Source organism: Nocardiopsis sp. iso_186 (assembly GCF_056173365.1).
In genome coordinates, this window is sequence record NZ_CM149670.1 from 3,785,242 (window position 1) to 3,811,919 (window position 26,678).

24 protein-coding genes are annotated in these 26,678 nt (G+C 67.4%); 10 read left to right on the plus strand and 14 right to left on the minus strand.

The genetic code is table 11. The annotated features are described in order from the left end of the window. The first annotated feature begins 105 nt into the window (after positions 1-105). A complete protein-coding gene (locus tag AC0VYP_RS16635; RefSeq protein WP_475470608.1) occupies positions 106-1,902 on the plus strand; it encodes an AMP-dependent synthetase/ligase in 1,797 nt (598 codons plus the stop codon). Positions 1,903-2,006: 104 nt separating this feature from the next. On the opposite strand, the gene AC0VYP_RS16640 is transcribed toward AC0VYP_RS16635, so the two are convergent. The 4 genes from AC0VYP_RS16640 to AC0VYP_RS16655 all read right to left on the minus strand — a co-directional run bounded on the left by AC0VYP_RS16640 (position 2,007) and on the right by AC0VYP_RS16655 (position 6,719). After that, positions 2,007-3,077 (minus strand): C40 family peptidase, encoded by a 1,071-nt coding sequence (locus AC0VYP_RS16640; RefSeq protein ID WP_285756940.1) that lies wholly within the window; start codon positions 3,075-3,077, stop codon positions 2,007-2,009. Positions 3,078-3,631: 554 nt separating this feature from the next. Continuing rightward, on the minus strand, positions 3,632-4,639 hold the full coding sequence (locus AC0VYP_RS16645) for a C40 family peptidase (RefSeq protein WP_285756941.1): 1,008 nt from the start codon (positions 4,637-4,639) through the stop codon (positions 3,632-3,634). Between the two features lie 443 nt (positions 4,640-5,082). Further along, the gene (locus tag AC0VYP_RS16650; RefSeq protein ID WP_475470610.1) at positions 5,083-6,450 is read right to left on the minus strand and encodes an NYN domain-containing protein; all 1,368 of its coding nucleotides are present in this window, start codon (positions 6,448-6,450) and stop codon (positions 5,083-5,085) included. Continuing rightward, the gene (locus AC0VYP_RS16655; RefSeq protein ID WP_285756943.1) at positions 6,447-6,719 is read right to left on the minus strand and encodes a hypothetical protein; all 273 of its coding nucleotides are present in this window, start codon (positions 6,717-6,719) and stop codon (positions 6,447-6,449) included. The genes AC0VYP_RS16650 and AC0VYP_RS16655 overlap by 4 nt, the downstream gene beginning before the upstream one ends. 229 nt (positions 6,720-6,948) lie before the next feature. Here AC0VYP_RS16655 and AC0VYP_RS16660 point away from each other — a divergent pair, with 229 nt between their 5' ends. Genes AC0VYP_RS16660 through AC0VYP_RS16670 form a run of 3 tightly spaced genes read left to right on the plus strand, consistent with a single transcriptional unit; the run spans position 6,949 to position 9,809 of the window. Next, positions 6,949-8,670: a DEDD exonuclease domain-containing protein gene (locus tag AC0VYP_RS16660; protein ID WP_475470612.1), complete on the plus strand. Its 1,722-nt coding sequence runs from the start codon at positions 6,949-6,951 to the stop codon at positions 8,668-8,670. A gap of 49 nt (positions 8,671-8,719) precedes the next feature. Next, on the plus strand, positions 8,720-9,496 hold the full coding sequence (locus AC0VYP_RS16665; protein ID WP_285756944.1) for a rhomboid family intramembrane serine protease: 777 nt from the start codon (positions 8,720-8,722) through the stop codon (positions 9,494-9,496). A 37-nt stretch (positions 9,497-9,533) separates the two neighbouring features. After that, entirely contained in the window at positions 9,534-9,809 is a 276-nt protein-coding gene (locus AC0VYP_RS16670; protein WP_285756945.1) for an Lrp/AsnC family transcriptional regulator, read from the plus strand. A gap of 62 nt (positions 9,810-9,871) precedes the next feature. Here AC0VYP_RS16670 and trpD read toward each other — a convergent pair whose 3' ends face one another. Both trpD and AC0VYP_RS16680 read right to left on the minus strand, forming a co-directional pair. Beyond that, positions 9,872-10,918 carry an anthranilate phosphoribosyltransferase gene (gene trpD / locus AC0VYP_RS16675; RefSeq protein ID WP_475470613.1) on the minus strand — a complete coding sequence of 349 codons (1,047 nt, stop codon included), beginning with the start codon at positions 10,916-10,918 and terminating at the stop codon, positions 9,872-9,874. Between the two features lie 248 nt (positions 10,919-11,166). Continuing rightward, positions 11,167-11,598 carry a helix-turn-helix domain-containing protein gene (locus tag AC0VYP_RS16680; protein ID WP_285756947.1) on the minus strand — a complete coding sequence of 144 codons (432 nt, stop codon included), beginning with the start codon at positions 11,596-11,598 and terminating at the stop codon, positions 11,167-11,169. Between the two features lie 535 nt (positions 11,599-12,133). Here AC0VYP_RS16680 and ctaE point away from each other — a divergent pair. From ctaE to qcrB, 4 genes are read left to right on the plus strand one after another with little or no spacing between them, the layout of a single operon-like run. After that, the gene (gene ctaE / locus AC0VYP_RS16685) at positions 12,134-12,718 is read left to right on the plus strand and encodes an aa3-type cytochrome oxidase subunit III (RefSeq protein WP_475470615.1); all 585 of its coding nucleotides are present in this window, start codon (positions 12,134-12,136) and stop codon (positions 12,716-12,718) included. Between the two features lie 16 nt (positions 12,719-12,734). Next, complete coding sequence (qcrC, locus tag AC0VYP_RS16690) at positions 12,735-13,691, plus strand: cytochrome bc1 complex diheme cytochrome c subunit (protein WP_285756948.1); 957 nt, start codon at positions 12,735-12,737, stop codon at positions 13,689-13,691. Then, the gene (gene qcrA, locus AC0VYP_RS16695) at positions 13,684-14,796 is read left to right on the plus strand and encodes a cytochrome bc1 complex Rieske iron-sulfur subunit (protein ID WP_475470617.1); all 1,113 of its coding nucleotides are present in this window, start codon (positions 13,684-13,686) and stop codon (positions 14,794-14,796) included. Before qcrC ends, qcrA begins: the two co-directional genes overlap by 8 nt. Beyond that, on the plus strand, positions 14,796-16,523 hold the full coding sequence (qcrB, locus tag AC0VYP_RS16700; RefSeq protein ID WP_285756950.1) for a cytochrome bc1 complex cytochrome b subunit: 1,728 nt from the start codon (positions 14,796-14,798) through the stop codon (positions 16,521-16,523). Before qcrA ends, qcrB begins: the two co-directional genes overlap by 1 nt. Before the next feature lie 370 nt (positions 16,524-16,893). On the opposite strand, the gene AC0VYP_RS16705 is transcribed toward qcrB, so the two are convergent. The 4 genes from AC0VYP_RS16705 to ctaC form a co-directional block, all read right to left on the minus strand. Then, a complete protein-coding gene (locus AC0VYP_RS16705) occupies positions 16,894-18,228 on the minus strand; it encodes a L,D-transpeptidase (RefSeq protein WP_475470618.1) in 1,335 nt (444 codons plus the stop codon). A 259-nt stretch (positions 18,229-18,487) separates the two neighbouring features. Further along, positions 18,488-18,913, minus strand: coding sequence for a cytochrome c oxidase subunit 4 (locus AC0VYP_RS16710; protein ID WP_285756952.1), 426 nt, complete (start codon positions 18,911-18,913; stop codon positions 18,488-18,490). Positions 18,914-18,924: 11 nt separating this feature from the next. Continuing rightward, on the minus strand, positions 18,925-20,613 hold the full coding sequence (gene ctaD / locus AC0VYP_RS16715) for an aa3-type cytochrome oxidase subunit I (protein WP_285756953.1): 1,689 nt from the start codon (positions 20,611-20,613) through the stop codon (positions 18,925-18,927). After that, positions 20,613-21,557, minus strand: a complete 945-nt coding sequence (gene ctaC, locus AC0VYP_RS16720; protein WP_432707401.1) for an aa3-type cytochrome oxidase subunit II — start codon at positions 21,555-21,557, stop codon at positions 20,613-20,615. Before ctaC ends, ctaD begins: the two co-directional genes overlap by 1 nt. A gap of 410 nt (positions 21,558-21,967) precedes the next feature. On the opposite strand from ctaC, the gene AC0VYP_RS16725 reads away from it, so the two are divergent. Beyond that, positions 21,968-22,204: a sulfurtransferase TusA family protein gene (locus AC0VYP_RS16725; protein WP_285756954.1), complete on the plus strand. Its 237-nt coding sequence runs from the start codon at positions 21,968-21,970 to the stop codon at positions 22,202-22,204. Between the two features lie 100 nt (positions 22,205-22,304). On the opposite strand, the gene rpsD is transcribed toward AC0VYP_RS16725, so the two are convergent. Next, entirely contained in the window at positions 22,305-22,916 is a 612-nt protein-coding gene (rpsD, locus tag AC0VYP_RS16730) for a 30S ribosomal protein S4 (RefSeq protein WP_285756955.1), read from the minus strand. A gap of 73 nt (positions 22,917-22,989) precedes the next feature. Between rpsD and AC0VYP_RS16735 the strand changes: the two genes are divergently transcribed. Continuing rightward, positions 22,990-23,763, plus strand: a complete 774-nt coding sequence (locus AC0VYP_RS16735; protein WP_475470620.1) for a DUF2470 domain-containing protein — start codon at positions 22,990-22,992, stop codon at positions 23,761-23,763. Between the two features lie 46 nt (positions 23,764-23,809). Here the strand turns inward: AC0VYP_RS16735 and AC0VYP_RS16740 are convergent, their stop codons facing one another. From AC0VYP_RS16740 to AC0VYP_RS16750, 3 genes are all read right to left on the minus strand, one after another. Further along, positions 23,810-24,784, minus strand: coding sequence for a carbohydrate kinase family protein (locus AC0VYP_RS16740; RefSeq protein WP_285756957.1), 975 nt, complete (start codon positions 24,782-24,784; stop codon positions 23,810-23,812). A gap of 176 nt (positions 24,785-24,960) precedes the next feature. After that, positions 24,961-25,314: an iron-sulfur cluster insertion protein ErpA gene (gene erpA, locus AC0VYP_RS16745; protein WP_475470621.1), complete on the minus strand. Its 354-nt coding sequence runs from the start codon at positions 25,312-25,314 to the stop codon at positions 24,961-24,963. 221 nt (positions 25,315-25,535) lie between these two features. Then, a complete protein-coding gene (locus tag AC0VYP_RS16750; RefSeq protein ID WP_475470622.1) occupies positions 25,536-26,639 on the minus strand; it encodes a glycerate kinase family protein in 1,104 nt (367 codons plus the stop codon). Positions 26,640-26,678: the final 39 nt, after the last annotated feature.

The following is a 26,678-nucleotide window of genomic DNA, read 5'->3' on the forward strand; positions in this document are numbered from 1 at the left end:
TCACCGTCCAATACCGAATGAGAACCGGTTCTACCAGCTGTCGGCGGAACTTGTTACCGTCATCACGTCCCCTTGTGTACCCCAGTTAGTGCAGGAGCTGAACAAGTGCGCGAGTACTCCCGTCCGCCAAAGGTCGAGCTTTCCCCCGACGCGCGCCTGACCGGCACCGTGTTCGCCCGTGCCGCGGAGGAGCCCTCCGCCGTGATGTTCAAGCGGCAGGAATCGGGCCAGTGGCACAACGTCACGGTCAAGGAGTTCCACGACGACGTGGTGGGAATCGCCAAAGCGCTGATCGCAGCGGGTATCGGTCACGGGGACCGGGTCGGACTCATCTCGCGCACCCGCTACGAGTGGACGGTCATCGACTACGCCGTCTGGAGCGTGGGGGGCGTGGTCGTGCCGATCTACGAGAGCTCCTCCGACGAGCAGCTCACGTGGATCCTCGGCGACTCCGGGAGCAAGGCCGTTTTCGTGGAGACCGGCGAGCACGCCGAGCGGGTGGCCGCTCTCCGCTCCGAACTCCCCGAGCTCGCGCACACCTGGCAGATCGAGGGCGGCTCTCTCAAGGAACTGGTCGCGACGGGGACCGAAATCGCCGATTCCACCCTTGAGGAGCGCCGCACCGCCGGCACGCCGGACGATCTCGCCACGCTCATCTACACCTCCGGCACCACCGGGCGCCCCAAGGGGTGTGAACTGAGCCACCGCAACCTGCTCTTCGACATCCGGAACGTCATCGAGGGGCCCCTCAAGCCGATCTTCACGATGGAGGGGCGTGCGACCCTGCTGTTCCTTCCGCTGGCACACGTCTTCGCACGGCTGATCCAACTCGGCTGTGTGGAATCAAAAACCGTGATGGGCCACTTCCCCAGCACCGGGCCGGAACTGATCGACACCCTGGGCGTCTTCAAACCGACCTTCCTGCTGGCCGTGCCCCGGGTGTTCGAGAAGGTCTACAACAAGGCCGAGCAGAAGGCCACCTCGGAGGGACGGGGGCGGATCTTCCACGCGGCCGCCGACACCGCCATCGCCTACAGCAAGGCATTGGACGCCGGAAAGCCGGGCCTCGGCCTGCGTGCCAGGCACGCGGTGTTCAGCAAGCTCGTCTACGGCAAGATCCTGGCCGCGCTGGGCGGCGAGGCCAAGCACGCGGTCTCGGGCGGATCTGCGCTGGGCGACCGGCTCGGCCATTTCTTCCGCGGGATCGGGCTCACCGTCCTTGAGGGATACGGCCTCACCGAGACCTCCGCACCGACCTCGGTGAACGGCCCCGAGGAGAACCGCATCGGCAGCGTGGGACGCGCACTGCCCGGCACCGCGATCCGGATCGACGACGACGGCGAGATCCTCGCCAAGGGCGACCACGTGATGCGGCGCTACTGGAACAACCCCACGGCGACCGCTGAGTCGTTCAACGAAGACGGCTGGTACCGCACCGGCGACCTGGGCAGCCTGGACGAGGACGGCTACCTGCGCATCACCGGCCGCAAGAAGGAGATCATCGTGACCGCGGGCGGCAAGAACGTCGCCCCTGCGGTGATCGAGGACCGGATCCGGGGCAACGTCCTGGTGAGCCAGTGCATGGTCGTCGGCGACAACCGCAACTTCGTCTCCGCGCTGATCACCGTTGACGCCGAGGCACTGGAGTTCTGGAAGAAGCAGAACAACAAGACGGGCTCCATCGCCGACCTCGTGGACGACGCCGACCTGCGCGCGGCCGTGCAGGAGGCGGTGAACGAGGGCAACAAGGCGGTTTCCACGGCCGAGTCGGTCCGCAAGTTCACCATCCTGCCCGTGGACTTCAGCGAGGAGTCCGGGCAGATGACCGCCTCCCTCAAGATCAAGCGGCACGTCATCGCCAAACAGTTCGGCGACGAGATCGACCGGCTCTACTCCGCCTGACCCGTTCGGGAGCCGAGAAGCCCGAAGGGCGCCCCGGCCGGCCCCGAAACGACCGGTGCCCCGCCTCCCTTGCCAGGGAGGCGGGGCACCGTCGTGTGCGGCGGCTAGGGCCGGATGCCTCCGACGAACACGCCACGGTAGTAGGAGCTCAGGTCCACCACGCCGATCGGCTTGGACGAGGTGGAGGCGTGCACCATTCGGCCGTCTCCGGTGGCCATCCCCACGTGCGTGGGCGAAGAGCCGTAGAAGAACAGCAGGTCCCCTGCCTGGAGGTTGTCCCAGGAGACGCGCTGTCCGGCACCGAACTGCTGCTGGGAGGTACGCGGCAGGCTCACGCCTGCGGCGCGCCAGGCAGCCTGGGTCAGGCCCGAGCAGTCGTAACCGCCAGGCCCCGTTCCGCCCCAGACGTAGGGCTTGCCGACCTGGGCGAAGGCGAAGTCCAACGCCGTTTTGGCGTTGCCGGTCGCCGGCCCGTCGTAACTGGCCCCACCGCTTGAGGAGGAACCCCCCGAGGAGGACGAGCCACCTCCGCCGGTGCCCGCGTTGCTCACTCCTGCGTCGCCGACCCCGGCCGTGGCCTGGGCACGCTCTTCGGCGGTGAGCTCTTCGAGCAGTTCCTCCTGCTCGGCGATCTTGGCCTCGCCCTGCTCCTTGGCCTCCTCAGCCTCATCGAGCTTGTCCTGGGCCTCCTGCTCGGTGGTCTCGGCCTGGGCTTCGAGCTTCTCCAGCTTGTCGCGCTCTTCGACGTAGCGGTCGAGGCTGCTCTGCTGGTTCTCCGAGAGGTAACCGAGGTCCGCGGCCTGGGCGAGGATGTCCTCAGGGCCGCTGGAGCCGATCAGGAAGACCGGGGAACTGTAGTCGGCGCCGCTGTAGGCGGCGCTGGCCAGCGTGCGCACCGAGCCACGCAGGTCGTCGAAGCTCTCCTGGGTGTCCTTGAGGTCACCCTTGATCTCGTCGAGCTTCTTCTTCGCGGCCTTGTGGTCCTGCTTGGCCGTGTTGTAGGTCTCGTTGAGGCCGGAGAACTCGGCCTCCAACTCCTCGATCTTCTCCCGGACGTCGGCCGCGGTGGGATCCGCGAAGGCCACACCCTGGGAGACGACGAGTCCTCCTGCGGCGAGAACGCTTACGGCCGCCAGCCGGCGACGGTAAGAGCCACGATCATGGCGTTTATCCACGGTTGTGGCACACCTTTCTCCCATCTCCGCCTACCGAGACAAGACTGCGTGGGTTCGGGCTGCTGAACAGGGGGCCCTACAGCCCCGGCACGAACCGGCGCTGATTCACCCGGAAGGGAACTTGCCCGTGTGGCCCGAGACTGGTGGGGGTACGGGCCGTTGAGGAGGTTCTTCGGCCTCCGCGCGCTGGGATGGATTGCGAGTGCGTCACGGAGTTCGGCGGGAGGGGTCGCTGCCATCCTGGTGATGGCGAGAATGACGACTCCACTCGGCGATGAACATAGTGCATCCCCACCCCCCATCTCAACCAATTCGTTATTTTGATGGCAGTATTCGCAAAAGCCATAATTAAGACATACGTTCGTCCGAAAATCGCGCAGCCCAGTATCGGCAAGCCCTGGAACAGCGATCGCGGCCCGCGGGAGGTCTCCCACAGGCCGCGATCGCGCCTGAAATAATGTGAACAGCGTCTCCCCGGCCCGGCCGCCCGAAGAAGGCCATCGGGAAGAGGAAACCCCCTCAGTCGCAGGTCACACGACTGGAGGGGCGAACCTCTAGGGGCGAACGGCGAACTGGAACTGCCCGTCCCAGTACCCGGCCAACGGAACGACCTCGACGTTCTTGCCCGTGCGCGGGGCGTGGACCATCTGGCCGTTGCCCGCGTACAGGCCGGCGTGGGTGAGACCGCCGTAGAAGAAGATCATGTCGCCGGGTTGCATGGCGTCGTAGCTGACCCGCTGTCCGGCTTCGGCCTGCCCGTAGGTGGTGCGGGGCAGGGAGACGCCGGCCGCGCCCCAGGCACGCATGATCAGACCGGAGCAGTCGAAGCTGCCCGGGCCGGCGCTGCCGTAGACGTAGGGCTTACCGATCTGGGCGTAGGCGAAGTCGAGGGCACTGGCCGCACTGCCCGAGGCCGAACCGGTGTAGCTCCCGCCGACAGCACCGCTGCCGTCGGCCGAACCGCTGGGGCTGGGGTCCGCATCGGGGAACTGCTCGAGCAGTTCCTCCTGCTCGGCGATCTTGGCCTCGACCTCCTCCTTCTTCTCCTCCAGCTCGTCCTTCTGCTTCTTGGCCTCGACCAGGAGCTCGTCGTTCTCCTGCTTGAGTTTGATCAGGCGCTCGGAGGAACCCTCGAACTCGTCCAGCTGGCTCTGCTGGTTCTCCGAGAGGTAGCCGATGTCGGCGGAGTGGTCGAGGATGTCCTCGGGGTTCTCCACCGTGAGCAGGCTAGAGGTGGATTCGAGGTTGTTGGACCGGTAGGCCGCGCTGGCGAAGGCCGCGACACTGTCGCGCAGCTCCTCGTAGCGCTCTTCCTCGTCACCGACCTGCTTGTCGAGTTCGTCGGCCTTCTTCTTGACCGTGTCGTACTCTTCTTTGGCCTGGTTGTATTCCTCGACAATGCTGCCGACCTCCTCATTGAGGTCCTCGAGCGTCTGCTCGACCTCTTCCTGAGTGGGGTCGGCGTGTGCGACACCGGCGGGCAGAATCAGACCGCCCGCCGCCATGACGCTGAGGCCGGCCGCGATCCGGCGGGCCGCGCGCCGTCCACCGTTGTTGGTCATGGGCGGTACACGCTCCTTTGATCAAGTCCGCTGAGAGGTGGGTAAGAGGGGGATGTGCGTCCGCGAACAGGACGCGTGAGCCAGGGGCGCGAATGTCACAACCATCGGGCGCTCGTCCATGGCTCCGGATAGAACCTAGCGGAACGCTCCCCCAGGCTCAACCAGGAGCGTCGGCCATCGGTGCGGACACAACGGGATATCCGCCCCACCCGGGGGCGCACCACCCATCCGAATCGTCCGTTTCATCACCGGTTGACGGACCCTCCGGCACCGATCGGGCCTCTTCAGAGCGCCGTCGGACGGCAGCGCGGTTGTGGACCACGGACCCTACGCCATCCGGGCACCCGACGGATTTCACCGGAAAAGCGACCGATGTGCCATGGCCGACATTCAGCGGTTCCCCATAGCATCCGGCCGGTCCGAACGACAGACCTTTCCCGGCTTCAGTCGAGCCGGCGAAGCAGCAGCGCCGAGGCGACCGTGCGCGCACCCTCGCGGCGCACGGCCGACACGATCTCCTTGTCCGAGGTGACCACTGCCAACGGCCGCCCCTCCGGTTCAGCTCGAACCAGTCGGATGATCAGCTCGTCCGCGGTCTCGCCGGGGTCACTGAAGAGCAGGCGGACCCGCCTGGTCGCCGACAACGCGAGCGGTGCCTCCACCTCCGCACCGTCGAACACGCAGGTGATCTCGGACTTGGTCCGACTCGCCAACCCTTCGAGGCTGGCCAACAACCGGCTGCGCTGGTCGGCCAGCGGCAGGGTCCCGTATCCGGTCTTGGTGACGTTGTAACCGTCCACCAGCAGGTGGATGCGCGGCATGACCAGGAGCCGGTCGATGAGACCGGGGTCGTCGTCGGGCAGGCCCCGTGCGGGGACCCCGGTCGAACGGGTCTGGGTCTCGTCCGCGATCAGATCGGCGGGCAACGTGATCGACGTGGGCAGCGCGAGCTCACGGCGCAGCCCATGGGCCGCGTCCTGGAGCACGTCGATGAGCACGCGGAGGCGCGACTCCTCGGCGCTGCGGCCGACCCGCGCGGCCCGACGGGCGTTCTCCACCTGGGCCTCGGCCGCAGCGAGCTTGTTGCGCAGCCGCCGGTTCTCCGCCTCCACCGAACTGACCTGGGCCGCGGCGGTTCCGCTTCGGTCACCCGCCTCGGCCTCGATCTTCCTGGCGTAGGCGACCGCCTCCTTGGCACGCTGCCGCTCGACATGGACCTTGCGACGCAGCTCGGTGATCTCGGACTTGTGATCGCGAAGGTCGGTGCGCAGTCGTTGCAACTCGGCACGGTGCTCGGTCTTGGTCTCCTCCAGACGGTCGCGGAGCTGCGCCACCTCCTCGGCCGTGGCGTCGGCCTCTTTCGCGGTCTCCTGACGCTCCAGTTCGGTGTGGAGGCTGTCGACCATCGCCGCCCAGCCCTCGGGCCGCAGGAGGTAGGCGGTGGCGGCCACCGTTACCGGATCGGCTGCCGGCGGGATCTCGCCCTCCGTGATCTCCTCGGCCAACTGGGGCCATGCCTGACGCATCCGTTCGGCGACCTGGACACGGAATTGGGGGTCGCTCTCCAACTGCGCAGCGATCTGCGGGCCGGCCAGCCGGGCACGGCGCCTCGGCTCGAACCGGGCGACCTTGCGCAACATCGGAGGAAGGTCGCCAGCGGGCAACACCCCGAGGATCTCCGAGCCGTACTCGATGACCCGGGCACGCACGGCCTCGGGCAGCGGTCTGGCCGGACGTTCGGCACCGGCGGACTCGCCTGCGGACTCCTGGGCGGTCTCGGCCGGCTCCTCCCCCTCGCTCTCGCCGCTCATGGGTGCGCCACGCTCCCGGACCCATTGGCAGCCTCATCGGCGGCGGGGCGATCGACCAACTCAACGGAGTCGGCCGCTGAGCACCAGCGGCAGCGCACCTGCTCAACGGTTTCGGCCAGCACCTCACGCTCCTCCACCTGCCCCTCCCCGGACAGGTCGAAGTGCAGGTAGTCGCGCGCACGGACCGTACGGGTGACGTCAAAACGCGTCAGGTTCCCGCACTGCTTGCAGCGCCACCTCTGGTTACCGGTCGGCACCGAAATGCTCACAGCCTTGTCCTCCTCCATGGGTTCCGACCCTATTTGCCAGGCGCGCGAAAGTACCCGGAGAACACGGCCGTCGCCGAGAATCCCCGGTGCGGATCAACGAATGATGCGTCCCTCATCTTTCCACGGTCGCGCTGGGAGGAGGCTGGGGAGCGCGGGCGGGGCAGCGCCTTCATGGACGACCTGGCCGACCGAACCCGCCCGCGTCCGCACCCACGCGTACCCTGACCGGGTGGCCCAACCCCACCTGCCGATGCAGGCAACCCTCGACGAACTCGGAACCCCTCTCTCCGCCACGACATTTGTGGTCGTGGACCTGGAGACCACCGGCTCGCGCCCTGACCGCGGAGCCGGCATCACCGAGATCGGCGCGGTCAAAGTCTGCGGAGGGGAGGTCCTGGCAGAGTTCGAGACGCTGGTGGACCCCGGTGAACCCGTACCGCCGTTCATCACGCTGCTCACCGGGATCAGCCAGGCCATGGTCGACTCCGCTCCCCCGGTCGCAGCAGTGCTGCCCGACTTCCTGTCGTTCGTCGGGCCGGATCCCACCATCGTCCTGGTGGCCCACAACGCTCCGTTCGACATCGGTTTTCTGAAGTCCGCCTGCGCCGCCCACGATGTGGACTGGCCGGGGTACCCCGTACTGGACACCCTGCCCCTGGCCCGTCGGTTGGTGTCGCGCAACGAGATCACCAACCACAAGCTCGCCACCCTGGCGGGTTTCTTCGGTACCGCCGACCAGCCGACGCACCGCGCACTGGCGGACGCGCGGGCCACTGCGGGAGTCCTGCACGGCCTGTTCGAGCGGTTGGGCCCCTACGGGGTGCAGACCTGGGAGGAACTGCGGTCCTTTCGCAGCGCCCCGACACCGGCCCAGCGGGGCAAACGGCATTTGGCCGAGGGCCTCCCCCAGAAGCCGGGCGTCTACGTGTTCGAGGACGCAGCAGGTGCGGCACTCTACGTCGGCAAGAGCACCAACCTGCGCAAACGCGTACAGTCCTATTTCACCGCCTCCGAGACCCGCTCCCGGGTGCGCGAGATGGTCGGACTGGCCGAGCGGGTCACCCCGATCGTGTGCGGAACCGCGCTGGAGGCCGAGGTGCGCGAACTGCGGTTGATCACCGAGCGCAGTCCGACCTACAACCGGCGCTCACGCAACGCCGAACGGCTGCCGTGGGTAGAACTGACGCACGAGACGTTCCCGCGGCTGTCGGTCGTGCGCAGGACCGACGGCGACGCCCACGCCTATCTGGGCCCCTTCTCCAGTGTGCGGGAGGCCGAGCTGGCCCGCGAAGCGGTGCACCAGACGTTTCGCATCCGCCAGTGCACCCAGCGCATCAAGGCGTCCCGACCGGTCAGAGCCTGTGCACTGGCCGGGATGGGACGCTGCGGCGCGCCGTGCGAAGGGGCGGAGGACGTCGAGGAGTACTCCGCGCACACCGCAGCCGCGGCCCACGCGATGTCGGCCGACGTCTCCCCAGTGGTGGAGGCACTCACCGCGCACATCGCCGACCTCGCCGGGCAACTGCGCTACGAGGAGGCCGCGGTCCACCGCGACCGGCTGGCGGCGTTCGTGAAAGGCGCGACGCGCGCCCAGCGCCTGCAGGCGATCGCGACGGTGGCGCACCTGGTAGCCGCACGCCCGGACGGCCCCGACTGGGAACTGTGCGTGGTACGCCACGGACGGCTCGCCGGGACCGCACGAATGCCCCCGGGCTCCGATCCGCATTCCTTTCTCAAAGCACTGGTGGACACCGCCGAGACAGTCGCTCCGGGCCGTGGGCCGGCCCCCAGGGCCAGTGCGGCCGAGACCGAATGCGTGCTGCGCTGGTTGGAGGGCCCACTGGTGCGGCTGCTGGAACTGGAACACGACTGGGCGAGCCCGCTCAACGGCGCGCAAAAGTACCTGGGGCTGACAGACTGGGACCGGGCCGCACCCTTCACCCAGCGGTGACCGGGACCACGCTCACCGACAGCTCCCCACCTAAAACGACGAGGGTTCGATGGCCGGCATCCCACTCAGCGACGACTACCCGGTGCGCCGGATACCGATCGTCACCTACCTGCTGGTCGCCGCCAACGTCACGGTCTACCTGCTGTCACCGATGTCGCAGTTGGCCGTCTGGTACAGCGCGGAACTGGGGGCGCGGCTGTGCTCGGTGGACGTCTACCTGCTGCACTGGGCGGCCTTCCCGACCGAGCTGCTGACCGGGAGGCAGCTGACGGCGGAGCAGGCAGCCGCATTCACCAGCTGCCCCGTCGGGGAGTACACCAAGGTGCCGTGGATGTCGTCGGTGAGCTCGATGTTCCTGCACGGTGGAGCACTGCACCTCCTCGGCAACATGGTGTACCTCTTCGTTTTCGGCCCGTGTGTGGAGGACCGCCTCGGGCGGCTGCGCTACCTGGCCATCTACCTGCTGTCGGGTGTTGTGGCCTGCTACGGGTTCGTTCTGGGCGAAGGCATCGGTACGACTCCGATGGTGGGCGCCTCCGGTGCGATCTCCGGAGTCCTGGGCGCCTACCTGGTGGTGCAGTTCCGCAGCAGGGTCATCACACTGGTCCTGGGCTTCATCCCGGTGCGGCTGCCGGGATGGCTCATGGTGGGGGCCTACTTCGCGCTGCAGTATTTCCTGTACCTCAGCCTGAGCATCTCCCCCGACGCCGAGAACAACACCGCCTATGGTGCGCACGTCTATGGTTTCATCGCCGGACTCACCAGTGGACTGCTGATCTACCGGGTCCGCTGGCGCTCGGGCGCCCGCCTGTCCGACGTGCACTGAGACACCCGGATCCCAAGCGAATTCGAGGAGAGAACCCGTGGTCACCGCAATCGTGCTGATCAAGGCAGACGTCAACCGCATCCCGGAGGTCGCCGAGGCGATCGCCGACCTGGAAGGGGTCAGCGAGGTCTACTCGGTGACCGGCGGGGTGGATCTGATCGCGCTGGTGCGGGTGCGTCAGCACGAAGAGCTCGCCCAGGTCATCCCGGGCAGGGTGAACAAGGTCCCGGGGGTGCTGTCCTCCGACACCCACATCGCCTTCCACGCCTACTCCCACCACGATCTGGAGTCGGCGTTCTCCCTGGGAATGTGACCCGCCGCTTCCGCAGATCCGCCCGTGAAACGGATGGGTCTGCGGAAAGCAAGGGTCGCGGGTCAGCCCCGCTTGGCCAGGGACTGGCTGGTCTCGACCCACGTGTCGAGGGTGGCTTTGGCCTTCCCCGAGTCCACTGCCTCGGCTGCGCGTTCCAGTCCGCTGCGCAACGCGTCGAGGAGCGGCCCGGACACGCCGTCCGCGGTGGCCAGCGCGCCCGCGGCGTTGAGCAGAACCGCGTCGCGGACCGCACCGGTACGCCCGTCCAGGAAGTCGCGCACCGCCTGGGCGTTGAACTCGACGTCCCCGCCGCGCAGTGCGTCGGGCTGCGCGCGCGGCAGGCCGAGGTCAGCAGGATCCAACCGCTCCTCGTGGACCTGCCCCTGAGCCACGACCCATACCGCGGAAGTGGTGGTCGTCGTCAGCTCGTCCAGCCCGTCGTCACCGCGGAAGACCAGCGCACGCACCCCGCGGTCGGCGAACACCCCGGCGATGACACCGCACATGCGGGGATCGAACACCCCGATTGCCGAAGCGGTGGGCCGCGCGGGATTGGTGAGCGGTCCGAGGAAATTGAAGACGGTGGGCACTCCGAGTTCGCGCCGCGGTTTGGCCGCGTAACGCAACGACGGATGGAACAACGGGGCGAAACAGAAAGTGATCCCGGCTTTCTCCACCATCGTCGCGGCCTGGCGGGGGGCGAGGTCGATGACCACGCCCAGCCGCTCCAGCACGTCGGCCGTACCGCAGGAGGACGACGCGGCACGGTTGCCGTGCTTGACGACCCGGGCACCGGCCGCGGCGGCGACGATGGCCGCCATCGTTGAGACGTTCACCGTGTGGGCACGGTCTCCGCCGGTACCCACGATGTCCAGGGTCAACCCCGGCACCGTGACCGGCACCGCGTGGTCCAGCATTCCCTGGGCCAGGCCGGAGACTTCCGCCACCGCTTCGCCCTTGGCGCGCAGGGCGACTGCGAAGCCCGCGATCTGGGCGTCGGTTGCCGAGCCCGACATGATCTCGTTCATCGCCCACGCGGTGTCGGCTCCCGACAGGGAGGCGCCGCCCAGCAGCGCGTTGACGAGTTCGGGCCAGGTTCGTGCAGTCACTTGGGATCCTCGATGTCACCGGTGGGAAATTCGTGGAACGTCACGGATGTGTCCCGGAGTCGCGTGGGCCGCTCAGGCGGGGCGTCGCAACGCGCGCGGGAGGGACCGGCACCGCCATCGGGCGGTGTCGGCGCCGTGGCGCAGCGCGCCGCGAAAGGCTCGGAGCGTGGGAGCACCGCCGCGCGGAGGCGCGGCGGCCGACAGTGGTGACATCGGTGTGGTGCGGTCCTTGTGGATCGGCCCCGGCGCTACTGCACGGGGGCGAGCGTACGTGCGCGGTCGCGCATCAGTTCGGCGAGGGACTCGGCGAGGGCGACCGGGTCGATGGGGTGGCTGACCACCTTGTCGGCCCGGGACCACGTCGCCAGCCAACCGTCGTCGCGGCGACCGATGAGCACCAGCACCGACGGGCAGTCGAAGATCTCGTCCTTGGCCTGACGGCAGAGTCCCATCCCTCCCGCGGGTTTGGCCTCCCCGTCCAGGATGGCGACGTCGATCGCGGCGTCCTCAAGGCGCCGCATCGCCGCAGGAGCGGTCGCACACTCCACCAACTCGACCTTGGGGACATCGATCGCGGGGCGCCGCCCGATCGCCAGGCGTACCTGCTCCCGGACCGAGGCATTGTCGCTGTAGACGAGGACACGCATCTTCGCGGTGTTCTCGGTGCCGGTGTCGGCCATGGTTACCGTCCTTGTATCCGCCTGAGGGGTCTCGACGCGCTGAACGCCGACACCACGCCGTGACCTCTTCGGTTGTCGCGGACCCCGCGCCACGCTGGGGACGCCGGTCTGCGCAGGATCGGCGCTCCCGTGTTACCCCGGCGGAGCCGCCGCCACACCCGCCGGGCCTGGCCGGGTGTGCCCACCCCGAGCCTATTGCCTCAAGGCCCGGAGGACGACAGGATGCCAGGGACGAACACAGGGCGGGCCGGCGGGCCCGCATACAGCACCCCATAGTGCGACCCCCCGCGGGCGGACGACGGCCTTTCCCTGACGGGTCAGCGCGATAGGGCCGGTCCGAAACAGCAACCGCCGCGGGGACCTCGGAGTGATAACGGGGACGTCACGGCGCGTCTGACGAGATCAACGCCCGACGACGCCCGCGGCGTGGTCCATTGTGCGCGTTACGGGGGGTCGTGCAACGCCCCCCGTCAGATAGCGCAATAATGCTGGCGTGGCGACAGCAACCGCGAACCAAGAAACAGGACCGACACCAGTGCATGGTGCGGCTAAGCGACCTGACCTGGTGAGCGTTGGCACCATCGTTTGGTTGGCCAACGAACTCATGTTCTTCGCAGCGCTGTTCGCGATGTACTTCACCATCCGATCGGTGACCAAGGGCAACCCTGACCTGGGTGCGTGGCCTGACGCGCACCTCAACGTCGCGTTGTCCACGACGATCACCATCATCCTGGTGGCCTCCAGCTTCACCGCGCAGTTCGGCGTTTGGGCCGCGGAGCGCGGTGATGTCAAGAAGCTCCGAAAGTGGTTTTACATCTCTTTTGCCATGGGCGCGATCTTCATCGTCGGCCAGGCATACGAGTACTACGAGCTGATCGTGCACGAAGGACTGACCCTGCAGTCCAGTGCCTACGGCTCGATGTTCTTCCTCACCACGGGTTTCCACGGTCTCCACGTCATCGGTGGTCTGATCGCGTTCCTCATCATGTTGGGACGCACGTACGCCGCGAAGCGCTTCACTCACCAGCAGGCGACCAGCGCGATCGTCGTGTCCTACTACTGGCACTTCGTCAACGTGGTCTGGATCGCTTTGTTCGCAACCATCTACCTACTTCAGTAACCCGAACGGGGAAACCGTGAAATGGATTACCGCGCGGCGACGGCATCCCCTTGCGGGGTATGTCGTCGTCATCATCGCGCTGGCCTTTTTCGGGGTGGGGTACACCTTCGTGGCCCCCGCCACCAGTCCGGCGCAGGCGCAGAACGCGAGCGCCGAGTCCGACCTGGCCAACGTGGACCTGGCGAACGGCCGCGAGCTGTTCAACCAGAGCTGCGCGAGCTGCCATGGGCAGGACGGCAAGGGCATCACCAAGACCGAGGCCGGTAACGCCGGCGCCTGGGGACCGGACCTGACCGGTGTGGGCGCCGCTGCGGTGGACTTCCAGGTCAGCACCGGGCGTATGCCTTCGGCCAACCCCGATGCCCAGATGCCTCGCAAACCGGCCATGTACGGCCGCGACGACATCAACGACATCGCGGCCTACGTTGACGCGCAGTTCGGCGGCGGACCCGGCATTCCCGTGAACGTCCCCGGCGACAAGCCCAAGCGCGCCGACTTCGAGTCGGAGGCCGACTACGAGGAGGCCACTGAGCTCTACCAGTCCTCCCTGGAGCAGTACACCGGCGGTGGCGACACCGAGGCCGGCATGAAGCTCTACATGACCAACTGCGCGCACTGCCACAGCTGGTCTGGTGGGGGCGGCGCCCTGACCGACGGCCGTTGGGCCCCGGACCTGAACAGCGCGACCCCGCGTCAGATCTACGAGGCCATGCTCACCGGCCCCGGCGCGATGCCCGTCTTCCAGGACTCAAACGACGAGGTCGGCGGCGAGGGCGGCGCGATCAGCTCCAGCGAGAAGCAGTCCCTGATCAAGTTCATCGTGGACCTGGAGAACGAGCCGAACGCCGGCGGTTACTTCGGGCTCAACCGCGTCGGCCAGGTGGCCGAGGGCTTCATCGGGTGGACTGTCGGCATCAGCCTGATCGTGGCGTGCGCGATCTGGATCACCGCGAAGCAGCGAGCACATGACTGATAACAACACTGACAACGGCAACGGCAACGGTTCCGAGGAACCCCGCGAGCGGGTGATCGGTACGCCCACCGGCGGTGGCGACGCGCTGGTGGCGGGCAAGGAGGAACCGCACCGCAAGCACGAGGGGCCCTACCTGGCCGAGGAGACGCACGCGCGTCCCGAGGAGACCCAGATCCGGGGCGAGAAGATCGCTGCGGTGTGGTTCCTCATCGCGTTCCTGGCCGGCGTCGGTTTCTTCGTCAGCTACTTCTCGTTCGCGCCCAACGCCGCCAACGAGCCGGTCATCGCCGACCCGGCCACGGCGCAGCTGGCCAACGCCTTGATGGGCGGCACCCTGGCCCTGTCGCTGTTCGCCATCGGTGCGGGCATGACCGTGTGGGCACGCCAGATCCTGCCCCACTACGAGGTCGCCTCGCCCTACGACGAGCTGCCCTCCCCGCCGAAGGAGAAGAGCTCGTTCAGCGAGTTCTTCATGCGCAGCGCCAATGAGAGCGGCTTCACCAAGCGCCCCTTGATGCGGCGGACGCTCCTGCTGGCCATGGCCCCGCTGGGCCTGGCCCCGATCGTCCTGCTGCGCGACACGGGTCCCGCTCCGCGTGACACGCTCAAGTTGACGCTGTGGGAAGACGGACTGCACATCGTCGTCGAGGGAACCGGCCGCCGTATCAAGGCCGAGGACCTCAGCGAGACCGGCGGCATGATCAGCGCGCTGCCGGAGGCGCACGACGGGGACCACGGGCTCAGCCTGGACGACCAGGCCAAGACCGTCATCCTGCTCATCAAGATGGACCCCGACGACTTCGGGCCCCAGATGAACCAGCAGCGTCTCGACTGGACGCACGAGGGCATCATCGCCTACTCCAAGATCTGCACCCACGTGGGCTGCCCGGCCGCGCTCTACGAGCGCACCACGCACCGGATCCTGTGCCCGTGCCACCAGTTGACCTTCGACGCCTCCAACGGCGCCGAGGTCGTTTTCGGACCGGCCCACCGCCCGTTGCCGCAGCTACCGCTTAGAGTGGACAACGAGGGCTATCTCGTCGCGGCCGGAGATTTCTCCAGCCCGGTCGGCCCGACCTTCTGGGACGCCGAGGTGAAGAACTGATGAGCGACAACCAAGCACCGCAGGCGCCGAAGGCGATGCGGGGAGTCGGCAATTTCATCGACGACCGGTTCCATCTGGCGAAGATGGGCGAGAAGAACCTGCGCAAGGTCTTCCCGAACCACTGGTCGTTCATGCTCGGCGAGATCGCGCTGTACTCGTTCATCATCTTGCTGCTGAGCGGCGTGTTCCTCACGCTCTGGTTCAACCCGAGCATGGGGCACATCGTCTATGACGGCTCCTACGAGCGCCTGCGCGGCGTGGGCATGAGCGAGGCGTACGCCTCCACCCTGCACATCACCTTCGATGTACGCGGTGGACTGCTGATGCGCCAGATCCACCACTGGGCGGCGCTGATCTTCGTCGCCTCCCTGGTGATCCACATGCTGCGGGTGTTCTTCACCGGCGCCTTCCGCAAGCCCCGCGAGATCAACTGGTTGATCGGCGTCGCCATCTTCACCCTGGCGATCGTCGAGGGCCTCTTCGGCTACTCGCTGCCCGACGACCTCCCCTCGGGCATGGGTCTGCGCATCTTCCAGGGCGTGCTGCTGGCCCTGCCGCTGATCGGCACTTACGCGTCGTTCTACCTCTTCGGGGGCGAGTTCCCCGGCGAGGTGATCATCCCGCGGTTGTACAGCCTGCACATCTTGGTCATCCCGGCCATCCTGCTGGCGCTGATCGCCGCGCACTTCATGATCCTGTGGCACCAGAAGCACACCCAGTACCCCGGAACGGGCCGAACCGAGAAGAAGGTCGTGGGAACCCCGATGTTCCCGGCCTTCGCCATCAAGGCCGGCGGGTTCTTCTTCTTCACCTTCGCGGTGATCGTGGGCCTCAGCGCCTTCGTGCAGATCAACCCGATCCACCTGTTCGGGCCGTTCACCCCGACGTCCATCACCGCGGGCCTCCAGCCCGACTGGTACATGGGCTTCCTGGAAGGCTCTCTGCGCATCTTCCCGAACTGGTTCGACATCACGATCGCGGGTTACGCGATCCCGATGGGCGTGCTGATCCCGGGACTGGGCTTCATGGGGATCCTGTTCGGCGGGCTGGCTGCCTGGCCGTTCGTGGAAGCGTGGATCACCGGCGACAAGCGTCCGCACAACCTCGCCGACCGCCCCCGCAACGCCCCGGTGCGTACCGGTCTGGGCGCTGCGGGCATCACCTTCTACGGGCTGCTCTGGCTCGCGGGGTCCAACGACATCCTGTCGCACACCTTCGAGATCAGCCTTTACACGACGACGTGGATCTTCCGGATCGGCATCTTCGTGGGACCGGTGATCGCCTACATCATCACCAAGCGGATCTGCCTGGGGATGCAGCGGCGCGACCGCGAGACCCTTGAGCACGGCTACGAGAGCGGCACGATCGCTCAACTCCCCGGTGGCGAGTTCGTCGAGGTCCACAAGGAGTCCTCGCCGGAGACGGTGCACGTCCTGGAGAGCAAGGAGTCCATGACTCCGCGCATCGAGACGCCGGCCGCCAACGCCAACGGCGTGGAGTCCCCCGCGTCGCGCAGCCTCATGGGCAAGCTGCGCGCCCGGTTGGCCGACTGGTACACGAGGGACAACATCTCCTTCGTGGGTGTGGAGCCGCACAGCGGCCACCACCTGCACCACGGCTCTCACAACGGGGACGGTCCCACCCACGGCGTCCAGGGCTCTGAGAACGGCCACGGAGGCTCCACGGCCTCCGACAAGGTCACCCAGGGCGCGGGACAGAACAAGTAGCGGTCAAGCAGCAACGGGAGGACCCTGGTCGGCCTAGGCCGACCAGGGTCCTCCTTGCTTTGTGCGCCCTCAGCTGCTCCAGGGCACGGGGAGGGCCGGCCCCCACACATGACCCGCCGGACGCACGCCGCAAAACGCGTCTGGGAGGCAACGACGGCGACGCGCACCTCCTGCGCCGTGCCGGGCAAGCAAGGAAGCCTCCCGGCCCTGCTCAGTGGCTCTGGGCCCCCTCGCGCCGCCCCCTTCTTCCCCGGCCCGGGACGGTAGGGCGGCACGAGGGGCCCATCCGGCAGATGAAACGGGGGTGGGCGATCCGTTCGGATCGTCCACCCCTTCGTCGATCGCACGCGGTTTCCTCGTGGCGCAGCGACTACCGCTCGGCGGAACCGTGCGGGCTTCCGGGGGAGCCCGCCTCATCGGTCTTGTCGGCCTCGCCGGTCTCGCTGTTGTCCAGCCACTCCTCCCAGGAGCGCTGCCAGTAGCCCCAACCGTTGTCGACCTCGAGCTCGCGGTCGGTGCCCTCGATGACGACCGGATCGCCCATGAGCGAGTTCTCGTAGAACCACTTGGCGTCCTCGGTGCTCATGTTGGTGCAGCCGTGGCTCAGGTTGGCCTGGCCCAGCGAGGAGTTCCACGGGGCGGCATGGGTGAACTCGCCGCTGTTGGAGACACGGACCGCGTAGTTGACGTCCAAGTAGTAATAGCCGGGGCTTCCCTGCGGGATGCCCACGGTGGCGGAGTCCATGATGAGGTGCTGGTACTTCTCCATCGTCAGATGTACCCCGGAGGTGGTGGTGAAGGCCCGGGTAGTGGCGTCGCCGTTGCTGATCGGGAAGTCCTTGATCTGCTCGCCGTCGCGCTCGACCACCATGCGGTGGGAGGAGTCGTCGATCGTGCTGACCTGGGAGCGGCCGACCTCGAAGTTGAGTTGACGGTTCTTCACGCCGTACACGCCCTCTGCGGCGTTGACGCCGGCCAGGTGCATGTTGACGGTGACCTTCTGGCCGGGGGTCCAGTACTCCTTGGTACGGAACACCACCATCTGGTCGCCGAACCAGTTCCAGGCACCTTCGGCGGGTTGGTCGGAGACGACCTCCATGGCCGCCTCGACCTGGGCCTTGTTGCTCACCGGCAGGTCGAAGTTGACCACCACCGGCATCCCCACCCCGACGGTGTCACCACTCGTGGGGAAGTTGGACTGGACCTCCAGGTGTTTCCCGTTGGGCGTGTCTGAGGTGGTGAACGCGCTGGTGGATTCGCTCTGCTCACCTTCCGGGTTCTCACCGGTGGCCACGACCGTGACTTCGCTTCCGGGTGTCAGTGTCCAGTCGCTGGTCCACTCGGTGCGCTCCTCGTTGAGGGTGCCGGTCACCGCATCGAAGGCGTCGGATCCGGCGGCAGGAGGCGAGGGAGCGGCCTCCGGGACCCCCTCCGCCTCGATGTCGCCTCCGACCGGCGCGACGGTGACCGTGACGTCGGAGATGGTCCCTCCCCCCGCAGTGACCGTGACGGGTGCGTCGGGGCGGACACCGGTCTCGTCGGCGGCCGGAGTGATGGACAGCTTCACCGGGGCGGACTTCGCAGCCTCCCCGCTGCCCTCTTCCTGCTCCGTCGCTCCGGAACACGCCGCAGCGAGAAAGAGGACGGCTCCTGCCAGTCCGGCCCCGAGCCGACGGATTACCAGTGGTGATGCGCTGCCTTTCACGCGTGCGACCTCCAACGTCAAGTCCGACCCAGTGGGGTGTCAGTCCCTGGGACGTGGCACGAAGCAGAAAAGTTCGGTGAACCGGGAACGAGAAAAGGTGGGACCCGCGAAGGACCGGATGTCTTCTTGGACGAAGGCACCGAACCACTCGAAAAGACGATAACCCCGGCGGGTCGGGGCTCCCCGGAGGGAAACCCCGACCCGCCGGGGTCGTGGACTGCTTTTCACCTGGGCATGACCCAGGTTGGTACGGAACCGCCTAGTGCTGGAACTCTCCGCGGTAGTACTCGAACACCCAGCCGATGGTGGTCAGGATGATCGCGAAGAACCCGATGAACACCATCCACCAGCCGATGGCCACGCCGACCGCGGTGAAGGCGACCGCCATGGCGACGAACAGCGGCCAGACGCTGTGCGGGCTGAAGAACCCGTACTCGCCGATGCTCTCGTCGATCTCGCCGTCCAGACGCTCTTCCGGCGGAAGCCCGTGGAACCGCTCGCTGTGACGAGCGGACTGCCAGAGCCAGAAGCCGATCATCCAGCCGAAGCCGACCGAGACGGTAAGCGCGACCGTCCCGGTCCACTCGATGTGGCCCTCGGCCAGCCAGGCCCACAGGGCGTAGAGGGCCGCGACGCCACCGAAGAAGGTCGAGACGCCGATGAACAGATATGCCTGCATCTTCATGGTGACTCGCCCTAGTCCGTGCTTGCCGGGGAAGCCGCGACCGCGCCGGGGGCGGCGGCGTGCGGGTGGTGCAGGTCGAACGCGGGGCGCTCGGACCGGATCCGGGGCAGCGAGGTGAAGTTGTGCCGCGGGGGCGGGCACGAGGTGGCCCATTCCAACGAACAACCGTAGCCCCAGGGGTCGTCAACCTCGACCTTGGGCGCGTTCTTGTGCGTGGTCCAGATGTTCCAGAAGAAGATCAGCGTGGAGGCGCCCAGAACGAACGACGCCACCGAGGAAATCTGGTTCAACACGGTGAACCCGTCACTGGGCAGGTAGTCGGCGTAACGACGCGGCATGCCTTCCGCACCCAGCCAGTGCTGGACCAGGAAGGTGCCGTGGAAGCCGAAGAACAGCAGCCAGAAGTGGATCTTGCCGAGCTTCTCGTCGAGCATCTTGCCGGTGAACTTGGGCCACCAGTAGTAGAAGCCGGCGAACATCGCGAACACGACCGTGCCGAACACCACGTAGTGGAAGTGCGCCACCACGAAGTAGGAGTCGGTGACGTGGAAGTCGATGGGCGGTGATGCGAGCAGCACACCGGTCAGGCCACCGAAGAGGAACGTGACCAGGAAGCCCACGACGAACAGCATCGGGGTCTCGAAGGTCAACTGGCCGCGCCACATGGTGCCGATCCAGTTGAAGAACTTCACGCCCGTGGGCACCGCGATGAGGAACGACATGAACGAGAAGAACGGCAGCAACACCGCGCCGGTGGGGAACATGTGGTGCGCCCACACCGTCACCGAGAGGCCGGTGATCGCGATGGTTGCGGCCACCAGGCTCTTGTAGCCGAAAATGGGCTTGCGGCTGAAGACCGGGAGGATCTCCGTCGCGATACCGAAGAACGGCAGCGCGATGATGTAGACCTCCGGGTGCCCGAAGAACCAGAACAGGTGCTGCCACAGGATGGCGCCGCCGTGCTCGGGGTTGAAGACCTGGGTGCCGATCATGCGGTCCGCGCCCAGAGCGATCAGGGCGGCCGTGAGCACCGGGAACGCGATCAGCACCAGCACGCTGGTGAGCAGCGTGTTCCAGGAGAAGATCGACATCCGGAACATGGTCATACCGGGAGCGCGCATGCACAGGCCGGTGGTGATGAAGTTGACCGCACCCAGGATGGTGCCCAGACCGCTGACGGCCAGGCCCAGGATCCAGAGGTCGCCGCCGATGCCGGGCGAGCGCACGGCATCCGACAACGGGGTGTAGGCGAACCAGCCGAAGCTGGCCGCGCCACCGGGGGTCAGGAACCCGCTCAGCACGATGAGGCTGCCGAACAGGAACAGGTAGTACCCGAAGAGGTTGATCCGCGGGAACGCCACGTCGGGCGCGCCGATGTGCAGCGGGAGCATGATGTTGGAGAACCCGACGAAAAGCGGGGTCGCGAACATCAGCAGCATCACCGTGCCGTGCATGGTGAACAGCTGGTTGTAGGTCTCGTTGGTCATCAGCTGCATACCGGGGTACATCAGCTCGGCGCGGATGAGCAGCGCCATGATGCCACCGATGATGAAGAACGCGAACGAGGTGATCAGGTACATGTACCCGATGACCTTGTGGTCCGTGGACGTCATCCAGTTGACGATGATCGAGCCCTTGCGGGTGGGGCGCAGCGCTTCCACCCGGTTGGGGGCCGTCGTCGAATTGGCAGTAGTGGTCATTACTGGTCGTCCTCCTCGGCGACTGCGGCCTCGGAAGAGGTCAACGGCGAGGGGCTGGGCGAGGGGTCGATGACCGCGTCCTGGTCCACCTGTCCCTCTTCCTGCCCGGCCGGTGTGGGAAGCGCGGCGGGGTTGTTCTGCCGCTCCTCGAGCCAGGTCTGATAGTCCTCGGGGCTGACCACCCGCAGGGTGAACAACATGCGGGAGTGGTCAACGCCGCACAGCTCCGCACAGCGGCCCGCGTAGTCGCCCTCGACGCCGGGCAGCACCTTGACCTGGAACTGGTTGGGGTGGCCGGGGATGGCGTCCATCTTGAAGGCGAACGACGGAATCCAGAACGAGTGGATGACGTCGGGCGAGGTCAGGTCGAAGTGCACGACGCTGTCGCTCGGCAGCACCAGGACCGGCATGTCCTCGGTGGTGACGGTGGGGACGCCGGCAACCGAGACCTGCTCGCCGGCGGTGTCCAGGATCGGCTGATCCTGCGCGTCGGAGTAGTCGAACTTCCAGCTCCACTGGAAGGCGTTCACATCGACGTAGACGTCGGCGGGCTCGTCGGTCTCCAGCAGGTAGGTCTGGTCCTTGGCGGTGAAGTAGAACAGCACCGCGATGACGACCATCGGCAGGACGGTGTACAGCGCCTCGATGGGCATGTTGTAGCGCACCTGCGGCGGCAGCTGCTCGGAGCGCTTGCGGTGGAAGATCACCGACCAGATGATCAGTCCCCATACGAGAATGCCGACCGCGAACGCCGCCACCCACGAACCCTGCCAGAGCGTGAGGACACGCTCGGCCTGCTCGGTGATCGGCTCCGGCACACCCAAACGAGTGAACTCGTTCGACGCGCAGCCGGTCGCGGCTATGCCCAGCGCGGCGAGCGCGGCGCCACGTGGTGCCCATCGGCGCAGCGCGGGGCGCCGATTCCTATGGCGGGTCGGACTCACGGATTGCCTTCCCAGCGGTGAGTGCCCGCGCGAGACGCGGGCGGTCGTATATCCAAAGCGTGTCAAGCGGAAACATTATCGCGGACAGGCCGCGGTACTGATCACGGGTCCGGCAGGTCAGCGTGTTGCGTAGCGAACCCCGAGGTGGTTCGGCCCTGGCCGTATATCGGCCGGCCCGATCCGTACCGGGTCCGCGCGAACATCGCTGGCGAGGCGCTGCGACACCCGCAGCGTCTTCTGCGGTGCCCGAAAGCACATCCGCGGTGCCGTACCGCCGCCGGGGTCTCCCCTGGCGACAAGCGGGCTAAAGCGAGAGTATCGCTGTGTTCACCTGACCCTTAACCGGGTGCCTTTTAGCCGCGGACCGGGATAAAGATTGGGATACGACCTGATGCGACAAGGAGTTCGCGGTGCCTGAGCAGCCTTTGCTGACCATCGACGCCATCGGACGCAAGTGTCCGATCCCGATCATCATGCTGGCGGGCCGCCTGCGCGAGGTCCCGATCGGCTCGGTGATCGCGGTGACCGCGGACGATCCTGCGGCCAAAGCCGACATCCCTGCGTGGTGCCGTCTGAAAATGCAGGAGTTCGTCGCCGAGGTCCCCCTCGAACGCGGGAGCAGGTTCGACATACGGCGCACCTACTAGACGGCGCCGGCCCTTGTCCGTACCAAGGGCATCGGACACGGCAGGGGCCGCACGAACGTCGCGGTGGACGTGATCGTGCGGCCCCTGGGCACACCCGCGGTTAGCGGTTGTAGTACTCCACGACGAGCTGCTCGTCGAAGGGCACGGGAACCTGCTCACGCTTGGGGCGGTCAACGACCGCGATGCGCAGGTCCTTGTGGCTGACGGCCAGGTAGCCGGCGATCTTGTCGTCGGCGTGCACGGCCTCGGAAGCCTCGACGAACGGGACCATCTGACGCGACTTCTCGCGCACTCCGATGATCTGGCCCGGCTTGACCTGGTACGAGGGGATGTCAACCTTCTTGCCGTCCACGGTCACGTGCCCGTGGTTGATGAACTGGCGCGCGGCGTAGATGGACGCCGCGAAGCCGGCGCGCAGAACAACCGTCACGAGACGGAGCTCCAGCTCGGCGATGATCTCTTCACCGGTACGCCCAGGGCGCTTCTTCGCGTTCTCGTAGATGCGAGCGAGCTGCTTCTCCGAGAGGTCGTAGTACCAGCGCAGCTTCTGCTTCTCCGCCTGGCGAACGGCGTAGTCGCTGGTGGAGCGACGAACGCGACGGCCGTGCTCACCCGGGGGGTAAGGCCGCTTCTCGAAGTAGCTGACCGCCTTACGGGTCAGCGGGGTACCGGCGCGCCGGGACAACCGCACCTTCGGTCCGGTGTAGCGCATTCAAGTCCTCCGTTTTCGGTCTCTTGCAAAAACGGGAATCCTAGGTAAGGCTTGCCTAAGTCTAGGAGGTGTCATGCGACAGCCCAGCCCGTCCGCGATTGAACGGGTCCGTTCCCTTGCCGCCACGGCGACCCCGACCACAGCGGCGTTGGCAGACGATCCCGGCACGCGTTTCAGCGTGCGCGGGGCAGTCGATCATGCCGGTCGCGCGGTTCTGCTCATCGACGAGGGCCACCCGCTGCACGAAGTGCTCAGGGAGACCCGGCACGGATGCGCCGACCTTGCGATCAGCGTCGATCTCTCCGCGCTCAGGCATGTGGGTCAGACACCCACTGTACGCGCCCGCCTGTGGTGCGAGGGTTGGGTGTCAGTAGTCCCCGCAGGTGAGCGCCGCGAGGCCGCTCTTGCCATCTGGGAACAAGTCCCCGATGACGAGCTGCTCGCCGCAGTCAACCATGATCCCACACCCCGGACACCGCTTCTCGCACGGGTCGAACCGGCAATGGTGATCTACGACACCTACGACGACTCGGGGGTCATCGACGGCGGCGCCTACCTGGAAGCAGCCGCCGACCCCTTGGTGGAGACGGCCGAATCGCTGATCGGCCACGTCAACGACTGCCATCGGGACGAACTCGGTGCCGCACTGCGGCACGTGCCCAACGCCCCCGAGGGCTCGGCCTGGTTGTGGGAACTGGACGCGCACGGGGCGACGCTATGGGTGCAGCCCTATCTCAGCCGCCGACCCGTGCTGGTTCGGCTCCCATGGAGCTCCTGCGCCACGGCCCCCTGCGACCTGGAGCGCGCGCTGCACGACCTGCTCGCCCACCGGGAGGTCACCCGCTAGGACCCGGCCCTGCCGGGGCCTGCGCGGCCCCCGGCAGGGAGGTGGATCAGACCTGTGCTGCCTCAACCTCGGCCGCGGCGGCCTCGCCGTAGGAGCGCGAGACACGCGCGACGAGGCTCGCGGCGTTCAGCCGGTACTCCTGCGGACCGTCCACCTCAAGGCTGTGCGCGGCCACGGCGTTGCCGACCTGGGCACAGCGCTCCAGGCTCAGACCCCACGCGGTAGCGGCCAGGAACCCGGCACGGAAGGCGTCGCCCACACCGGTGGGGTCGACACGCTCGTCCACCTCGGCGGCGGGAACGTGCAGGGACGGCTCGCCCGTGCGGTCGATCCGCACCCCCTTGCCGCCCAGCGTGGTCACCCGCGTGCCCACCATGGCCAGGATCTCGTCCTCGGTCCACCCGGTCTTCTGTTCGGCCAGCGCCTTCTCGTACTCGTTGGTGAACAGGTAGGCCGCGCCCTTGATCAGGCTACGGACCGAATCGCCATCCATCCGGGCGAGCTGCTGGGAGGGGTCGGCCGCGAAGGCCAGCCCGCGGGCCCGGCACTCCTCGCTGTGGCGCACCATCGCCTCGGGGTCGTTGGCCCCGACGAGCACGAGGTCGAGTCCGTCCGTGCGCTGGGCCAGCGGCCACAGTTCGATGTTGCGCGCCTCGGACATCGCCCCGGCGTAGAACGAGGCGATCTGGTTGTGGTCCGCGTCGGTGGTGCACACGAACCGGGCGGTGTGCTTGATCTCGGAGATGTGCACACCCGAGACGTCCACCCCGTGGCGCTCGAGCCAGGCGGCGTACTCGGTGAAGTCGGCGCCGGCGGCCCCGACGAGGAGGGGGCGCAGGCCCAGGCAGCCCAGCCCGAAGCTGATGTTGGCGGCGACGCCGCCTCGGCGCACCTCCAGCTCGTCAACCAGGAAGGAGAGGGAGACCTGCTCCAACTGGTCGGCGATGAGCTGCTCTGCGAAGCGCCCCTCAAAGGTCATCAGGTGGTCGGTGGCGATGGATCCAGTAACCGCGATGCGCACTGCGGGGGGCTCCTTGGCGTCAAGGGATGAATGATCCGGTTAGGCGAAAACGGGTTCCAGGGTACCCAGGCGCGGGCACGGCGTCAGTCCCGCCCGCCATCGGGACGAAAACCGACGGGGCCGACACAGCAGTGCTGTGTCGGCCCCGTGGACGGTCCGAGCGCTCGGCGCGACCCCTAGTTGAAGGAGTCGCCGCAGGCGCAGGAACCGGTGGCGTTGGGGTTGTCGATCGTGAAGCCCTGCTTCTCGATGGTGTTGACGAAGTCGATGGTGGCGCCCGTGAGGTAGGGAGCGCTCATGCGGTCGGTGACGACACCGACGCCGTCGAAGTCAACGACCACGTCGCCATCGAGCTCGCGCTCGTCGAAGAAGAGCTGGTACCGCAGGCCCGAGCACCCACCGGGCTGGACGGCCACACGCAGTCGAAGGTCGGTGCGGCCCTCCTGCTCAAGGAGTGCCTTGACCTTGCCCGCGGCTTCGTCGGTCAGGACAATCCCCTGTGCGGTGCTGGCCTCGCTCTGAACCGTCATCTGCTGAATCCTCCAAAATGGGGCGGCCGCCGCCCCGGCGGCCTGGATACCTCAGACGTGCCAACGTCGAGGTCCACGCGTGCATTCCACGTCTGTGCGGCGCGGTAGCGCCTTCATGCTTGCTACCAGGGTAGGTCGTCACCGGCGTTCTCGCCATCACGGCCCTGTTCGGCGGGCCGCGCCCTCCCGCGGGAACGCTCTACCGCTCCTCGGGGCTCCCTTCAGCGGTCCCAACGCTTGGCGACCTGTCCCGCAAGGCGGCGCAGCTCCTCCGCGGAGCGGGACAATGCCGCCTCGACCGAACCGGCCGACTCCACGAGGGAGTAGGTCTCGGTGATCCCGGCGGCCGCCGCCTCGGCTCGGCCCACCGCGATCCGCCCGGCCAGGACCACGCAGGGGACGCCGTGCCTGGCCGCCGTTGTCGCGACGCCCTGTGGGAGCTTGCCGCGCAAGGACTGCGAGTCGAACGACCCCTCGCCGGTGACGACGAGATCGGCATCGGCCACGAGCGCGTCCAGACCGACCGCGGCCAACACGCGCTCGACTCCCGATTCGACCCGCCCTCCGAGCAGGAGCAGGGCGTAGCCCAGGCCACCGGCCGCTCCGGCTCCGGGGGTGGAGTGCAGATCGCCTTCGGGATCGGTCTTCGCGGCGAAGGCGGTGAGTGCTGCGTCCAGGCGCTGCACCTGATCGGGGTCGGCACCCTTCTGCGGGCCGAAGATCGCACTGGCACCGCTGATCCCAAGGAGCGGGTTGTCAACGTCGGTGGCGGCGATGAGGCGTACACCACGGGTGCGAGCGCGCGCCGGCGCGAGGTCAACCTCGCCTTGGAGGTCGACTAGCGCTGCCCCGCCCCCGCCCAGTGCGGCTGCCGGCTCTGCTCCGAGAGCGGCGAGCAGACCGGCCCCGCCGTCGTTGGTACCGCTGCCGCCCAGACCGACGACCACGGTCGTCGCTCCGCGGTCGATGGCGTGGGCGAGGAGTTCCCCCACACCGCGGGTCGAGGTCACCCCGGGATCGCGTTGTTGCGGAGAGATCTGGTCCAGTCCGCAGGCAAGCGCACTCTCCACGTAAGCGGTGTCGTCCACCAGGAGGTAACGGGCCTCTACCGGGTCGCCCAGGGGGCCGGTCACCTGGGCGTCCACGAGGGCTCCGCCGAGAGCGGAGTGCAGGACCCCGACGAAACCGGGACCGCCGTCGGAGAGGGGGACCAGCTCGCAGCCGGCTCCGGGAGCGGTCGAGTGCCAGCCTTCGGCAACGGCCTCTGCCGCCTCTACAGCGGTCAGGGTGCCGGCGAACTTGTCAGGAGCAATAACGATACGCACCCCACCAGTGTGCCCAACTCACGCCGGATCGGCGAGCCG